A 15,322-nucleotide genomic window follows, 5' to 3' on the forward strand; every position below is an offset into this window, starting at 1 on the left:
TGCGTATCCTCCCCAGGATCGACGGCCGGTATTATTTTTTCTGCACAGCCGTGCAATCTGGATTGAAGCATTTTTAATTTACCTCGACAAGCGACAAATTGAATTGCAGCGGAAAATCGTGAGCAGCATATATTTGCCGCCCGTTGATATGGCTATCTAACGAGGTTTTATAACAGTCGTATGACTGGCGCTGCGCAGGTGTGCAAAACGTGGACAGCTTTGTAAAGCTGTCCACGCTGCACGCAAGCTGTTCCGATACGTTAGGCATGTCTCCCAAAAGCAGAAATCAGTTTTGGGATAAAGACATGCGTCGCGCTTGAAGACAGCCTACAGGTAATTCATTCAGGCCGTTTCAGCATCATGTCGTGCTTCTGTTCGGGCGGTGCGCCAAGACGAGAACAGAAACGCTACAATGAAAATTAGGGTCATCAGCAGAACGATTGTAGGAGCAGGGGCGCTGTCGATAAAGAAAGACAGATAAACACCCATGAATGATGAAAAGACTGCAACAACGACTGCGACAATCATCATACTGCTGAACCTGCGGGTGAGCAGAAAAGCGATTGCGCCGGGCGCGATGAGCAAAGAGATGGCAAGAATGATGCCGACTGCTTTTAGAACACCGACAATCGTCAGCGAAATCAGACACAGAAGCCCATAATGCAGAAGCCTTACCGGCAATCCGACCGCACGCGCTTGCGCCGGATCGAATGCATGAAGCAGAAAATCGCGCCATTTGACGATGAGAACGCCGGCTGTCACCGCAGCGATGATAGCTGTCTCGATAAGATCGCCCGTGTTGATGCCCAGAATATCACCGAACAGAATGTGATCGAGGTGTACATTTGCACGTACCGATACGTAAAGCACGAGACCCAGCCCGAACATACCGGAGAAAACAATGCCCATCACTGTGTCTTGCTTGATCCGGCTGTTTTCTTTGAGAAATCCGGTTGCCAGAGCGCAAATCATGCCTGCGACGAAAGCACCGATGCCAAAGGGCAGTCCCACCATATAGGCAATAACGACGCCCGGCAGAACAGCATGACTGATAGCATCGCCCATCAGTGACCAGCCTTTAAGCACCAGAAAGCATGAGAGCAGGGCGGTTGGTATTGCAATCAGCACCGAAGCGATCAGCGCATAGACCATAAAATCGAACTGAAATGGCATTAAAAGCATGTCAAACCAGTTCATGACTGCGCCTCCCGCAATGCGCTTGCGGCGCGTCTTCTGGCCGCCAGCATTCCATGTTTTGGTGCGAGAAAGAACACAGTGAGGAAAACGAGTGTCTGCAACACGACGATAATCCCACCAGTGGCCCCGTCCATGAAATAGCTGACATAAGCACCGATAAAGCTTGTCAGCGCACCGATAATGACTGCAATCCATAAAAGCCGTGAGAAACGGTCTGTCAAAAGATAAGCCGTCGCACCTGGTGTCACGACCATGCAGATGACAAGAAATGCGCCCACCGTCTGCATTGCTGCAACCGTTGAGGCCGAAAGCAGCGTGAAGAACATGATTTTGAGTGCGGTTGGCTTCAAGCCGATCGATCGCGCATGGCTTTCATCAAAAAAGACCACCATGAGGTCTTTCCATTTCAACAGAAGCAATGCGAGCGACACGAAGCCGATGATCGCTAATTGAACGATGTCGCCGGGGGTGATGGCGAGAATATTGCCAAGCACAATTGTCTGGATGCTGATCGAGGTTGGCCTGAGCGAAATCATGAAAAGACCAAGGCCGAAAAACGCTGTGAAAATAAGCCCAATGATTGCATCTTCTTTGAGCTTGGTGCGCTGATTGAGAAACAGCATCGCCGCCGCCGCAAGCCCACCGGAGAAGAATGCACCGATGGAAAAGGGCAGGCCCAGCATATAGGCACCCGCAACGCCCGGAACGATGGAGTGGGAGAGGGCGTCACCGATGAGTGACCAGCCTTTAAGCATCAAATAGGCCGAAAGAAACGCGCAAACACCACCAACAAGGGCAGAAACCCACATCGCATTTATCATGTAGCCGTAGTGAAACGGTTCGAGCAGAAGAGCCATCAATCGTGTCCCTTTGCATTTTGCTCGTAGAGAACGAAAGGGCGCTCATCATCGGTAATTACGCCGACAGCTGAGCGATTTTGTTTGGTTGCTTCGTCTAAAACCAGATGGCGCAGAACGCCACCAAACGTCTTTTCTAGATTGGCTTGCGTGAAAATCTCTTCCGTTGGGCCATAGGCGAGCACGGTATTTTTAACCAGAACCGTTCGATCACAGAATTCCGGTACACTGCCTAGATTATGTGTTGAAACCAACATCACGCGACCTTCGTCACGGAGTCCGCGTAGAAGTGTGACGATTGCTTCTTCCGTCTTCACGTCCACACCAGTGAATGGCTCATCGAGTAGGATTACGCGGCCATCCTGAGCAAGGGCGCGGGCAAGGAACACACGCTTCTTTTGCCCGCCCGAGAGTTCACCGATCTGACGCTTGCGATATTCGAGCATGTTCACACGGCGTAAGGCGGTTTCGACCGCCTCGTGATCAGCGCGACGGGGAATTCGCATCATGCCCATATGGCCATAACGCCCCATCATGACGACGTCTTCGACCAGAACAGGGAAGTTCCAGTCAACTTCTTCACTTTGTGGCACATAAGCGACAAGGTTTTTCTTGAGCGCTTCTTTAACCGGCACGCCAAGGATTGTGATTTCACCTTTGGCGAGGCGCACAAAGCCCATAATTGCTTTGAACAAAGTTGACTTGCCCGAACCGTTCACACCCACAAGTGCTGTAATCGTTCCGGTCGGGATATTGAACGTCGCATTGCGCAAGGCAGTGTGACCGTTGCGATAGGTTACAGTCGCATCTTTCACGTTCAAACCTTTAGCCGCGCTTTGTTCAAGCGCGGCGAGATTTTCAGCGTGATGACTGATCGGGACATTCATTGTTTGAGGCCTTTTGCGATTGTGCTCGAGGTGACTTTCAGCAGGTCAAGGTATGTTGGCACGGGGCCATCGGCTTCTGAAAGAGAATCAACATAGAGGACACCGCCGTATTTCGCCCCAGTTTCACGCGCAACTTGCTCTGCTGGAGCGGCGGAAACCGTGCTTTCAGAGAACACAGCGGTAATGTTGTTCTCGCGCACGGCATCAATCACCTTGCGAACCTGCTGCGGCGTGCCTTGCTGATCAGCATTGATCGGCCAGAGGTACAGCTCCTTCAGGTTGAAATCTCGTGCGAGATAAGAGAACGCGCCTTCACTCGTCACCAGCCAGCGCTTGTCTGCCGGAATTGAATCAAGCTCAGCATGGATCGGATCAATTGCAGCTTTAATCTGGGCTTTGTAATTTTCAGCATTCGCCTTGTAGGTTTCCGCATTCTCCGGATCATATTTTACAAAGGCATCACGAATATTGTCGACATAGATGAGAGCCGAGGTTGGGGACATCCACGCATGGGGATTGGGTTTGCCACTATATGGGCCTTCATTGATATCCATCGGCACAACCCCGTCAGACGCAACGGCACTCGGCACGTCTTTCAGGCGTGAGAAGAATTTTTCGAACCATAGCTCCAGCCCAAGGCCATTCCACAGGATAAGCTTGGCATCTTGCGCTTTTATAAGATCGCCGGGTGTTGGCTGGTATTCATGAATTTCAGCGCCTGGCTTGGTAATTGATTCAACCGTTGCCGCGTCACCTGCAACATTGCGTGCAATGTCCGCAATCACTGTAAATGTGGTTACAGCTTTGAATTTTTCAGCTGCCAAGGCAGCTCCAGATACTGCACAAAACAACACACTCCCGGCAAGACCAGCCGTCAAAGCCCGCATGAAAGGTCGAATCATTCCCATCTCCTTAATGCAAATAATTTGCAATTGCATAAATTAGATAATGGCGACTCACAAGCGCTTTTGCAAATCATTTGCAAACGAACCGAATTTATTTGGTCACAAATATTTGTTAGGAAATGCACCTATAAGGTGTATTTTAAATTAATATTGTGTAACTTCGCGCATGGTGGATACGTCTAGCTTAGGGACGTTTCGGACGATTTTTATATCAACTGTACAAGTAAATTCCGTGATTAACGACGTGCATACACTCGAATTCATTCTCATATTGATTTTTTGAGACGGGGACAGGGAGGCGTTCAAGTACTGATAATATTAATAATTTACATGAACTTGTGTCTGGTACAAAAGGGCGAGTGGGATCAAATCTGCACCCCGGAATGGTGGATTGTACTAAGTCGCTTCACCTATGGCATGACTGAATTCGGCTAGCATACTTATTCCTCGGATCAAAATTGCGCAGTGATTTTGCTGGAGCCTGTGCACAATCTAAAGTGGAAACCTGGATGCAGTGAAGAACGAGTGTCTAGTTTTACCGCTGGAACCGCTTTCGTTGTTCCCGCAAACCAAACCCTGGAAATCTGGTGGACAGAAGCTGCGGAGTATTTGCAGCTAACTATCCCAATAGCTGGCAATTTGGTCGAGATTGATAAAGAGAGCGGGACAGATGCTGCGTCCACGGTGGCCGAGATTGTCAATTTCTCTAGTAAGCAGTGTCTGCAGGTATGCCAGCTTGTGATAGAGCAGTTGATGGAACCCGCAGGGGGAGAGCAAAACTATCTTGCCTCCCTTTATTCTGTTCTTGTCCATCTTTTGCAGCGAAATGCGATGATCGTTCAATCTTCAATGGTGACGTCAGCCGGCCTCAGCAGCTATGCAGCTCTCAAATAGAAGCTTATTTGAAAGATAAGTTCCGTGAACCAGTGTCAGTACCTGATATGGCTTCGGCACTGGGTATATCAGCGGGGCACTTTGCAACGCGTTTCCGGGAAAGCTTCGGACAAACCCCACTCAGTATCTCATGAGCTTGCGGCTGGCTGAGGCCGAGCGATGGCTGAGAGAAACAGATATGCCAATCAGCACCATCGCGGCACGATTAAGTTTCTCAAGCCAGAGCCACCTCACAACAGCATTGCGGAAATACAGACGCCTTACACCTGGTGAGATTAGGCGCCGGAGCTCACACCTAAGATACCGCACGCCCTGAACAGGGACAAACGGAGAGCGTCTGTTATTTAACCGTTGGCAATGACGCTCTTAACCCGCCGTCGTCGTCGAACCACGCTTTAGCCATTTGCGCCAGATGTGAACTTCGCTTCTGCGTCGCAAGCGACGTACGCGATGAGAGTCGTGAGATAAGACGATTAAACCGAGCGGCAACATCCAAAAGCCGAGGACCGGCAAGAATCCCAATGCTCCACCGACGACGAGTGAACCGCCAAGTGTTCGTCGCATCATGACCGATTGCGGCATCGGGATTCGCTTTCCAAGAATCACAATTGCACGTTTTCGTGGTTTGGGTTCGTATTCTTCGGTCACTCGACATTTCTCACAGGTTAAAATGGGGCGCTTCATATCTAGAAACGTACCAGAGAATATAGGGTTTCACGATCAGAATGCAAAAAGTTGGAAAAAATCGAAATTAGGGCTTTGCAAATCAGAAATCCTCCTGCTATACGCCACCTCGCTGACGCAACGAGCACCTCTTCCCCGGTAGCTCAGTGGTAGAGCAACCGGCTGTTAACCGGTTGGTCGCTGGTTCGAATCCGGCCCGGGGAGCCAATTACTTCTTGTAAGTATTTGGAGAGACTAAGTTTCTCTGTAAGGCTCAAAATCATATCAGTTCCGTTTTCGAATATATAAGTGGACATTAGACACGCTCGCGATCATTGATCGATGGTTATGGATCGAACTAATGATTCGCTTCTTTGCCTACAAAACAATCTCAAACAGATTTTACTTTATAGAATCGCAGCTTGTTTCATCAAGCGTGGAACCGGATTGCTATCCTCGCAGTTATATCTCTACGTAAGCAGGAGAGAAATATGCTGACCGCAGGTGTGATGTGGCTGTTTGGCGTTCCATTGGTCGCCGTGGTTCTGATTTATTTTCTTATTCTTCGTAAGCGCTGATGAGGTTCCAATTTCGAAAACATCAACGATATCGGCATGTTGAAAATACAAAGTGATGACATCGAATCCTGTTGTTCGACTATCCTATCCAACATCGCCAAGTCTCATGAATGGAGAAAGATATGAAGCTTTCTGTGATTTCGCTGGCCGCTGCCATGGCTATGTTTTCATTTGGCGCGAATGCAGCGCCTGTTTCCATGCCAGAGCCGACCAATCAGACCGGGTTGACGCATAAAGTCGATTATCGCTGTGGACCAGGCCGTGTAACGGACCGTCGTGGACGCTGTGTACGTGTGCGTCGCAATGCACCACCGCCACCGCCTCGCTGGCATCGCGATCGACCGTCCCGCGACTGGAGAGGCGAGCGTCATCATAGGTCTGAGAGGCACTATCGCGACCGCGGTAATCGCTACTTTATTCCCAAAAAACGGGAGTCTCACAATTAGAGATATCTAAAATATTCAATCCATAATATTGCCCTGTCAGTTCAGTAGCTGGCAGGGATTTTATTATCTCTTGACTTGGGGATGCATAACTACATTATTAATACTAAGATTAACTGGGTGGGCACTATGAAAAGATCTATTCTTGCTGCTGTTATCGCCTTTTCCGTTTCGCCGGTTGCTGCGGATAGTGTCTATGACAAGTGCATTAAGCAGTCCGATGGAACCAATACTGCTTGGGGGCAGTGTGGTGGTGACTGGTTAAAGCGCGCTGATAATAAGCTGAATGCTGCGTGGAAGAAAGTTTATGGGGGGGCCGACGGACAAACCAAAACCGACCTGCTGGCTGAGCAGCGGCTGTGGAATAGCTATAAGGAATCGTCCTGCAATTTCTACGCAAATGGCGATTGGGGCAGGGAAGGTCAAGTGCTTCATTATCCCGGCTGTAGAGCGAGCGTGATCGAAGCTCGCACAAAACAACTACAGGAATACGACTCGTTCTCCCCCGGGCCATAGAGCCTTAGCGGCCATACCTTGTCGAATTAAATGCAGGTGTCGGAACGTGGTCATTCGGAGAGGTCCACACCTCCCTGCCTGCGCTTTGGTGCTCGGCGAGGAAGCTGACCCGAAGGACGACTCGGGTAGGGCTTTATATTCTCTGGTTCCTGCCAAGCATTTATTGGCGGCAACGGCGTTCTTGATCCTTGTTGATGCAAGTAAAGCCCCGCCGTCAAATAAGCATCCTCCAGAGCGCCGTGGCGGGCTCCTACGCGCGACAAACCAATTCTGGAAAGGCAATGGTCCAGCTTGGCGGATTCGCCTCCCCAGAGGAGCCTGGCGCGCATCATTGTGCAACGAACCGGCTGGGTAAGCATCTCAACATCCGCTTTGCGAAATTCTCTTTGAATGTAACGCATATCGAATTCAGCGTTGTGGGCGACCAGTTCGTCTGCCCATCTGAACCATTGGTGTAGTGAGCTTGCGCGATCAGCAAACAGATCCTGATAGCGTGTCATCCAGTTGTCAAAGCCATGAACCGCTTCGGCTTGCGATGAGCTGTCTTTTCTTGGGTCGAAAATCAAATAGAGCGACTGGTTTAGTAGCTCATCACCTTCAATTTTCACTGCGCCAAGCGTGATAATTCGATCATATGGCAATAACCCCGTCGTCTCGGTGTCAAATACAATGATTTTTTTCTTGCGGGTATGAATTGCAGGGGTTGGAATATCTGTCATGCGGTACCTTGTTTATGCTGAACCAAAGCAAGCATATTTTCTGGACAAGTTGAAGGTTTGCAGAGTTGTCAAAGCGACGAAAAGACCTGCTTAAATCTGGTTCCAAAAGCTGTATACGATTGAGCTAAAATATCAGGCACTTAGCCACCTGCAAATTTCGGATGCAGTTACAATCATGGAAGCCGCGTTGTCCATTCAAGAATTGAGCCTTCTGCCTCAGGCTTTCGAAGCATCCGAGTTGCGCTATTCCCCGCGCTTTGGTGATTGTCTTACATCTGCCGCAAAAGAACTTCTCGCAATCACAGCTCGATTACCGCGCGAAGTACGTTATCTTTCCGACATGCAGAAATGGTTGCTCAGCCAAGCGACGTTTGCCGTCCATTTCGAACACGTAACCAATCCGGATAATCCACCTATCTCGCCGACGAACCTGCTTAACTTTCTTAAAGGCACACCTATTGCCAGCAAAAACACGACGCTGGCATTTCTGCAGGAAACTCGCCACTATAAGTTGCTCGAGGCAATTCCGACCTCTGATCGCCGACAGCAATTGTTCCGTGCGAAGCCGGAAACGGAGGCCTTGATCCATTTGTGGCTGACGACACATCTTGCTGCATTGGACTTGATGGACGGCGGCAATCGCGCTCTACTTATGCAGACGAAGCCTGAACTGTTACGATATGCTCAGCCGCTTATGACCCGCGAAGTTTTGCACAACAGCGACTGGTGCAGGCCTGTGGCGAGCATCGCAAATTTTACGCGCGCGGAATCTGGAAACAATATCCTGCACGATGTCGCTTCGCGTGCACCCTGGGAGCTTTCCGGCGACCGTATATGGATAGGGCAGGTGACATCAAACGGCATATCCAACCGATATCGAATGTCACAAAGCAACACGGCACGGATTCTCGCTCGCGCACGCGACGCTGGCCTTATGGGCTGGGAACGCGCCGGCAATCGTGGCGATTGCTGGCTATCGGCCACTTTGGTCAATGATTATCGCTATTGGCAGGCGCTCAAATTCGCAGCTATTTCCAAAGCCATGCGCAGCGCAGTGGTAGCTCTGGGGAGAGGGATCTGAAACAGATCAAAAAAAGCGGCTGGACTTTCAGGTCCAGCCGCTATTCCTCGCCCAAAACTAAACCTAGAGCGTGTCGCGCTCAATCGCACCAATGGCGTTCGCTCTAGTTTCCTTCAATTATCGGCATGTTCGCGAACGCCAGATGAATCCATTTGAGCGCGACATGCTCTATTCCTCGATGGTATAGGTGCTGAGCTCGCAAAGGTTCTGCGTGTCTGTCGTCGTGTCCAGATCGTCACTTTCCTGAAATTCAAAACGCATGTCGTATTTGCACACGCGACGACCGTCGGCGATTGTAATTTCGATTGTTTCGCCTGGATTGAGCACCTGTTGTCCAAAAACTTCGCCTTCCCAGTTGTTGACGCCAACTGGAGAAGTATAAAAATGCGTCAGAACAGAATTCGTACCATTCTTTAGGTCAAAGACCAGATCATCTGCTTTCGCTACACCGACAAGCATAAACAGGGCAGCCGATGCGGCGCCCGCAATTTTTATTCTTTTCATGATTATTACCCACCCGCTCAACATCGAGCCTCTGAACATTATTATCAAATATTTAGGCCGTAAATGATTATGATCATTAAACAATAACCCTTTTTTGGGCGGAATATCGTTCGGGTTTTGCCGATGGTGTTTCTGAAGCCCAACCCGTCGGGGCATCTCATAAAAGTTATCGCTTATCTCGACGCCTGATTGAACCAAATCGCTACAGTTGCGTTGTTCATCTGTCATTAACCATGATGGAGGCTAACATGTTGCTATATTCGAAGATTGAAACAGGCGTTGCAGCTGCATTTCTTATACTCGTACCGCTCGCTCTGTTTCTGGTATGAGTAGTATGGGCCACGCATTCCAAGGGCGACATTGAAAGCTACGCGCTTTAAATGTCGCCCAATTCTATTCTAATCACATTGATTTTATTTAATGTTTGGATCCTAGTTTATTCATCTCGCGTTCACTCCAGCGACGATACATTCGTATCAACACAAAAGGAGTGTTCCATGATTAAGAAAGCCGTTCTCGCCGCCATTGCTCTTTCGTTTGTTGGTGCGCCTCTTGCACAGGCTCAGGATTACCATCAACCACGTAAGCCCGGTTACAATCGTGTAGAGCCTGCTCGTCCATCACATGGTAAGGAGTTCCGGCGCTATGATCGCCGGGATCAGGGGCACAAGCGTTGGTCGCGTGGTGAACGCTACAGTGACTGGCGTCGTCATCAGGAAATTCGCGATTACAAGCGATATGGTCTTCGCAAGCCAGGCCGTGGCCAGCATTGGGTAAAGGTAGATAACCAGTATTTGCTGGTCACTGCTGCAACCGGTCTTATCGCGGGTATCCTTGCTGCACGGTAAAGCCGACAGCAATCAGAGTTTCTAAGCATGAAAGGCGGCACTAGCCGCCTTTTTTCGTTTGAGTACGTAAACTAAAACACGCTAAGCCACTGGAAAACCCTGAGATGAGCGCTGTGTGTGACTTGCCGAATTATATGCAAGTCTGCAATGTAGATTTATTGGAAGCGTTATCCCTGTCACATGATGACAGGTTCTGCGCTCAGATGATGGCGCGTTACCGCGATTCAAGTTAGGACTGGATCGTTGGGACCGCTTCCCACTTTTGCTGGAAATGCTTGAAGCGGAGAGACTATATGAGCGGCTTTCTTGCCCTTCTGGATGATGTTGCAGCGATAGCAAAAATTGCTGCGGCATCAGTGGACGATATATCCGCCAACGCCGCAAAAGCGGGCAGCAAAACCATCGGTGTATTGATTGATGACGCTGCAGTCACACCCAATTATGTGGTTGGCATAACGGCTGCACGTGAATTGCCAATGATCGGCAAAATTGCAATGGGCAGCCTTAGAAATAAAGCTCTGCTTATTCCTGTTCTTCTGGCACTCGATTATTTTCTACCAATAGCAATTACCGCGCTTTTGATGATTGGCGGTGCCTATTTGTGTTTCGAAGGTGCCGAAAAGGTCTGGCATAAATTGTTTCCTGGTGAAGACCACCATGAAGATGGCTCTCAAGAGGATAAAGACCCAACTGCGCTTGAAGAAAAGCGCGTCGCAGGTGCCATTAAAACCGATCTCATTCTTTCCGCTGAAATCATGACGCTGGCTCTTTCGATGATTGAAACCAACTCAATCTGGATCGAGCTTGCCACACTTATAGTCGTTGGCATCATGATTACCGTTCTGGTCTATGGCGTTGTAGCAGTTATCGTAAAGCTTGATGATTTCGGCGTGTTAATGGCGCGAAAGGGTCGTCTTTCGGCTACACGGGCATTAGGACGCTTTACAGTTCGCGCGGTTCCTAAGCTGCTGTTAGTGCTTACAATCATTGGCACAGCAGCAATGCTCTGGGTTGGGGGCAATATATTTATCCATGGGTTGCACGGATTGGGCGTTCATCAGCCTTTTGCGTGGATTACGGAAACTGCCGCCGACCTGGCAGCCTATGTTTCAACAGGCCTCGCCAGCACCGTAAACTGGTTTGCAACAGCCTTTGCAGATGGCGTGTTCGGTTTTGTGCTTGGTTCGCTGATTGTGATTTTCATGGCCAAAATTGCAGAGCCCCTTTGGAATGCCACGACGGGCAAAGCTTGAACCAGAGTAAAGAGCAAGGGAAATCCTCGCTCTTTACCTAATGGAAATCAGATCATTCCGCCATTTGCACGTAGAACCTGACCGTTAATCCAACGTCCGTCTTCCCCCACCAGAAACGCGACTGCTGCAGCGATATCTTCAGGAGTTCCGAGCCTTTCCAACGGGTTCATTTTAGCCAATCGCTCGATAAGGTCGTCGGATTTGCCGTTCAAGAACAAATCTGTTGCTGTTGGCCCGGGAGCGACCGCATTGACAGTGATGCCGCGACCGCGCAGTTCTTTTGCGAGAATTGCTGTCAGTGTTTCAACGGCAGCTTTCGTTGCAGCATAGACACCATAATTTTCAAGCTTCAGGCCCACCACGCTTGTCGAGAAATTGACAATACGTCCACCATCACGCAGGCGCTGGGCCGCTTCCCGCATTGTATAGATGCTGCCTTTGAGATTGATCGCAATCTGGCTTTCTATAACTGAATCGTCACCATCCTTCACAGAAGCAAGCTTCATAATTCCAGCATTGTTGACCAGCACATCAACGCCACCAAAGGTGGATTCAGCGCTTTCAAACATGTGCTTAACGGCTGCCGGATCGCTAACATCTGCCTGATGTGCAACCGCGTGGCCCCCGGACTGGATAATCTCAGCCACCAATTCTTCGGCTGCTTTCTTGCTACCTGCATAATTGACGATAATAGTGAAATCATCTTTTGCCAGTCGGCGTGCGATAGCAGCACCTATGCCACGTGATGCACCCGTAACGATTGCAACCTTGTTATTGTTTGCAGGCATTAGCTTAACTTCCTTTTGGAACGCATCTCAAAGAGAGATGCGCGTTGAAAATAGATGTTTGAGCGTCGATTGGCAGAAATGAACGCTCCAAGTTCGAGACAAAACATAGCGCTTCTATAATGCCGGATAATCATGCATAGTTCGGCATCACTATTCGAATATGGCGAATAATATTATGGACCGATTTGATGCCATGCGGGTTTTTACCCGCGTTACAGAACGACGCAGTTTTACACTTGCTGCGGAAGATTTGGGGCTGCCAAGATCGACTGTAACGGATGCGATCAAGCAGCTGGAAAAGCGTCTTGGTGTCTGTCTGCTTCAGCGCACGACCCGTCATGTAAGCCCAACACTTGACGGTGAAGCTTATTATCGGCGCTGCATTTCTATTATCGAAGAATTGGAAGACGCGGAAGGCGCCTTTGCAGGAACCAAGCCGAAAGGAATATTGCGCATTGATGTGCATGGCACGCTTGCCCGCCATTTTCTTCTACCGGCCTTGCCACGCTTCTTCGAAACCTACCCCGAAATTGAGATCTACATGAGTGAAGGCGACCGTTTCGTCGATCTCGTCCGTGAAGGCATGGATTGTGTGTTGAGAGCCGGCATACTGCAGGATAGCGACATGATTGTTGGCCGCGTTGCCTTGCTAAAAGAGAGCACGCTGGCTTCTCCGGCCTATCTGGAACGCCATGGGATGCCCAGGCATCCTGACAGTTTGATACACGGTCATCAGATGGTTGGATTTCACTCAACATCGACCGGTGGTTTGCTGCCTTTAGAGTTTGCAGTCGCGGGTAGGGTCGTCGAGATCAGTTTGCCTGCGCCGATATCAGTCAATGCGGCCGAAACTTATGTTTCGGCCGCGCGCCTAGGGTTAGGCCTGATCCAAGTTCCGATCTATCATGTTACAAAGCTGATGGAATCCGGAGAACTCATTGAAGTGCTTGCGGATTTCCCTCCAAAGCCGACGCCTGTTTCGCTGCTTTACAGACGAGAGCGTCAGCTTTCGCCACGCGTGCGCGTGTTTATGGAATGGCTGCAACGAGAGTTCAAAGATGCACAAGCATCCAACACTGATCTTGCATTCTTGTAGTCTTGACGTATGTCAGTGCGCGGGGGAGCGTTTTCGAACATGGTGTGTTTGCAATCTTTCAGGCTAAACATGCGATATGGAGCTATCCGGGCCGGCTTGAACGCAATTGCCTTTTCGGGTCTGGGTAAAATTTTTCCGGCTGCTAGTGGACGCGGCGTGGTCTTCACACTGCATCATGTTGGCCCAAACCAGACTGATGGATTTCAGCCCAATTCCATTCTGAAGGTTACACCTGAGTTTCTTACAGAGACAATTCATACTGTGCTTGAAGCTGGCCTAACGCCTGTTCATCTGCATGATTTGCCTGGCCTCCTCGCAGACCGCTTCGACGATCGAAAATTTGTGGCCTTCACATTCGACGATGGTTATCGAAACAATGCAGAGATTGCAGCCCCGATTTTCCTTAAGTTTGGTATTCCCTATACTGTTTTTCCGACAATGGGCTTTGTCGATCGCACCCATACAATCTGGTGGGAAACGACAGAAGTGCTATTGAGAAATAATCCGCAGATCAGGTTCGATTTTGGTAAAGGGCTGGAGACAATACACACCGAAACGGTAACGCAAAAATATGCAGTGTTTGACAGATTAGCTGCATTTGTTCGTTTTTTTGATGAAGATGAGGCTGTTCGGCGTGTTGACGAACTTGCAACCACGCAATGCAAGATTGATCCGCATGTAATTGTCGAAAACCTGGTTATGGACCGTGCACAGCTAAAATCGTTGGCGAACGATCCGCTCGTTCACATTGGCGGACACACGATCGCGCATGTTAACCTTCGACGTGTGAATGAAGAACGTCTTGCCCACGAAATAGATGGATCAACCGCTGCAATTGAGGACTGTGTCGGCTATCGACCCAAATCATTCTCATACCCTTACGGTTGGTGCTCGGCGGTCGGCCAACGAGAAATAGAAATGACAGCCAAGGCTGGCTTTGTGGCAGCCGTTACGACTCAGCCAGCAGTTTTGCAGCGATCAGACGCTTTAAAGCCAACGGCTATAAAGCGCATATCGCTCAATGGTAACTTTCAGAAGCAACGCTATGTCAAAGCGCTGATCTCAGGTCTTGCATTCAAGTTTTTATAGATTTGGCTCAGATTCAAGCAGTTCCATGCACAATGCCTTGCTGGCGTCCGAAATATCGGGATTGAATACCAGCCAATAGCCTTTCTTACTCGTGAGAGACACATCACAAGCAGGAACAAGCTGCCCCCGTTTAATCGCTCCGTCGATCAGTCCGGCCCACCCAAGGGCTACCCCTTGTTCGGCAATTGCCGCCTCTAGCACCAGATTATAAGTGTTGAACACCAACCCATAATTACCGTCGTCAATTTCCTGATCAATCGCATCAAGCCAGGTCGGCCACGTAAACCAACGATCACCCTGCAAGGTATCGAGATGCAAAAGTGCTGTTGATCTTAACCCCTTTCCATTCGGAAACGGCCCGTGCTGATCGAGAAAGCCGGGGGAACAGACCGGCACAACGGACTCTCCCACAAAAGCAATCGCGTCTTTTGGAAAGTCCTCCCGCGAACCAAACAGAATGGCGATATCTGCCTCTCTGTGATCAAGCGGCTGCAACATGGATGATGCTGTGATGCGAACATCCACCTCTGGATATTTCGGACGGAATTTTGCGACACGCGGCATCAACCAGAAGGCGGCAAAGCCATAATCCGTGGCTATCCGAAGCCCCGGTGTCCGTTGTCTGCGTCTGATTTGCTGAATGGCCTCTTCGATTCCATCAAGGCCAAGACGCACTGCCTCATAAAGTATGCGTCCCTCGGGCAATATTTCTACGCCACGTGCGCGTCTTGCGAATAGTGAAACGCCCAGCCGGTCTTCCATTCGTTTTATTTGATAGCTGACCGCTGGTTGAGTCATGCCCAGTTCGCGCGCCGCAAGGGTCAGATTTTCCAAACGCCCGACCGCTTCAAAAACGCCAAGACTGCCAAGATCCCATGATGAAGAAACCATAAATATCCTTTATGTCTCCAATAAAAAATGAATGTCTTTTCCCTTATCCTTAAAGATGTTTTCCTTAAAGGCAGAATGCAAGACATAACGAAATTTGATTTTATGGATCGGAT

18 protein-coding genes and 1 tRNA gene are annotated in these 15,322 nt (G+C 49.5%); 10 read left to right on the forward strand and 9 right to left on the reverse strand.

From position 1 onward, the window contains the following. Nucleotides 1-342: 342 nt before the first annotated feature. The 4 genes from CES85_RS01775 to CES85_RS01790 are packed head-to-tail and all read right to left on the reverse strand — an operon-like array spanning nt 343 to nt 3,843. Nucleotides 343-1,197 carry a metal ABC transporter permease gene (locus CES85_RS01775; RefSeq protein ID WP_095444362.1) on the reverse strand — a complete coding sequence of 285 codons (855 nt, stop codon included), beginning with the start codon at nt 1,195-1,197 and terminating at the stop codon, nt 343-345. Continuing rightward, a complete protein-coding gene (locus CES85_RS01780; RefSeq protein ID WP_095444363.1) occupies nt 1,194-2,054 on the reverse strand; it encodes a metal ABC transporter permease in 861 nt (286 codons plus the stop codon). Before CES85_RS01780 ends, CES85_RS01775 begins: the two co-directional genes overlap by 4 nt. After that, on the reverse strand, nt 2,054-2,941 hold the full coding sequence (locus CES85_RS01785) for a manganese/iron ABC transporter ATP-binding protein (RefSeq protein WP_095444364.1): 888 nt from the start codon (nt 2,939-2,941) through the stop codon (nt 2,054-2,056). The genes CES85_RS01780 and CES85_RS01785 overlap by 1 nt, the downstream gene beginning before the upstream one ends. Then, nucleotides 2,938-3,843 carry a metal ABC transporter substrate-binding protein gene (locus CES85_RS01790; protein ID WP_095444365.1) on the reverse strand — a complete coding sequence of 302 codons (906 nt, stop codon included), beginning with the start codon at nt 3,841-3,843 and terminating at the stop codon, nt 2,938-2,940. Before CES85_RS01790 ends, CES85_RS01785 begins: the two co-directional genes overlap by 4 nt. Before the next feature lie 528 nt (nt 3,844-4,371). Between CES85_RS01790 and CES85_RS27605 the strand changes: the two genes are divergently transcribed. Then, nucleotides 4,372-4,740, forward strand: coding sequence for a hypothetical protein (locus CES85_RS27605; RefSeq protein ID WP_244923196.1), 369 nt, complete (start codon nt 4,372-4,374; stop codon nt 4,738-4,740). 130 nt (nt 4,741-4,870) lie between these two features. Further along, the gene (locus tag CES85_RS27615; protein WP_244923197.1) at nt 4,871-5,056 is read left to right on the forward strand and encodes a helix-turn-helix domain-containing protein; all 186 of its coding nucleotides are present in this window, start codon (nt 4,871-4,873) and stop codon (nt 5,054-5,056) included. 50 nt (nt 5,057-5,106) lie between these two features. On the opposite strand, the gene CES85_RS01800 is transcribed toward CES85_RS27615, so the two are convergent. Further along, nucleotides 5,107-5,388, reverse strand: coding sequence for a hypothetical protein (locus CES85_RS01800; protein WP_095444366.1), 282 nt, complete (start codon nt 5,386-5,388; stop codon nt 5,107-5,109). 168 nt (nt 5,389-5,556) lie between these two features. Between CES85_RS01800 and CES85_RS01805 the strand changes: the two genes are divergently transcribed. From CES85_RS01805 to CES85_RS01815, 3 genes are all read left to right on the forward strand, one after another. Continuing rightward, a tRNA-Asn gene (locus CES85_RS01805) sits at nt 5,557-5,631 on the forward strand. Between the two features lie 472 nt (nt 5,632-6,103). Beyond that, the gene (locus CES85_RS01810) at nt 6,104-6,427 is read left to right on the forward strand and encodes a hypothetical protein (RefSeq protein WP_095444367.1); all 324 of its coding nucleotides are present in this window, start codon (nt 6,104-6,106) and stop codon (nt 6,425-6,427) included. A 126-nt stretch (nt 6,428-6,553) separates the two neighbouring features. After that, a complete protein-coding gene (locus tag CES85_RS01815) occupies nt 6,554-6,940 on the forward strand; it encodes a lysozyme inhibitor LprI family protein (RefSeq protein ID WP_095445654.1) in 387 nt (128 codons plus the stop codon). 50 nt (nt 6,941-6,990) lie between these two features. Here the strand turns inward: CES85_RS01815 and CES85_RS01820 are convergent, their stop codons facing one another. Beyond that, complete coding sequence (locus CES85_RS01820; RefSeq protein WP_095444368.1) at nt 6,991-7,659, reverse strand: 3'-5' exonuclease; 669 nt, start codon at nt 7,657-7,659, stop codon at nt 6,991-6,993. Between the two features lie 187 nt (nt 7,660-7,846). Between CES85_RS01820 and CES85_RS01825 the strand changes: the two genes are divergently transcribed. Further along, nucleotides 7,847-8,740, forward strand: a complete 894-nt coding sequence (locus CES85_RS01825; protein ID WP_157743389.1) for a hypothetical protein — start codon at nt 7,847-7,849, stop codon at nt 8,738-8,740. A gap of 168 nt (nt 8,741-8,908) precedes the next feature. Here the strand turns inward: CES85_RS01825 and CES85_RS01830 are convergent, their stop codons facing one another. Beyond that, on the reverse strand, nt 8,909-9,244 hold the full coding sequence (locus tag CES85_RS01830; RefSeq protein WP_095444370.1) for a hypothetical protein: 336 nt from the start codon (nt 9,242-9,244) through the stop codon (nt 8,909-8,911). Nucleotides 9,245-9,741: 497 nt separating this feature from the next. Between CES85_RS01830 and CES85_RS01835 the strand changes: the two genes are divergently transcribed. Next, on the forward strand, nt 9,742-10,092 hold the full coding sequence (locus tag CES85_RS01835) for an RcnB family protein (RefSeq protein ID WP_095444371.1): 351 nt from the start codon (nt 9,742-9,744) through the stop codon (nt 10,090-10,092). 293 nt (nt 10,093-10,385) lie between these two features. Then, on the forward strand, nt 10,386-11,345 hold the full coding sequence (locus tag CES85_RS01840) for a DUF808 domain-containing protein (protein WP_095444372.1): 960 nt from the start codon (nt 10,386-10,388) through the stop codon (nt 11,343-11,345). A gap of 47 nt (nt 11,346-11,392) precedes the next feature. Here the strand turns inward: CES85_RS01840 and CES85_RS01845 are convergent, their stop codons facing one another. Further along, nucleotides 11,393-12,133, reverse strand: coding sequence for an SDR family oxidoreductase (locus tag CES85_RS01845; RefSeq protein WP_095444373.1), 741 nt, complete (start codon nt 12,131-12,133; stop codon nt 11,393-11,395). A gap of 175 nt (nt 12,134-12,308) precedes the next feature. On the opposite strand from CES85_RS01845, the gene CES85_RS01850 reads away from it, so the two are divergent. Both CES85_RS01850 and CES85_RS01855 read left to right on the forward strand, forming a co-directional pair. Then, the gene (locus tag CES85_RS01850) at nt 12,309-13,229 is read left to right on the forward strand and encodes a LysR family transcriptional regulator (protein ID WP_095444374.1); all 921 of its coding nucleotides are present in this window, start codon (nt 12,309-12,311) and stop codon (nt 13,227-13,229) included. A 96-nt stretch (nt 13,230-13,325) separates the two neighbouring features. Beyond that, complete coding sequence (locus CES85_RS01855) at nt 13,326-14,318, forward strand: polysaccharide deacetylase family protein (RefSeq protein WP_342352138.1); 993 nt, start codon at nt 13,326-13,328, stop codon at nt 14,316-14,318. Here CES85_RS01855 and CES85_RS01860 read toward each other — a convergent pair. Next, complete coding sequence (locus tag CES85_RS01860; RefSeq protein ID WP_095444376.1) at nt 14,313-15,209, reverse strand: LysR substrate-binding domain-containing protein; 897 nt, start codon at nt 15,207-15,209, stop codon at nt 14,313-14,315. The genes CES85_RS01855 and CES85_RS01860 overlap by 6 nt on opposite strands. Between the last annotated feature and the right edge of the window lie 113 nt (nt 15,210-15,322).

Origin of the sequence: Ochrobactrum quorumnocens (assembly GCF_002278035.1) — a bacterium.
Taxonomy (GTDB): Bacteria; Pseudomonadota; Alphaproteobacteria; order Rhizobiales; family Rhizobiaceae; genus Brucella; species Brucella quorumnocens.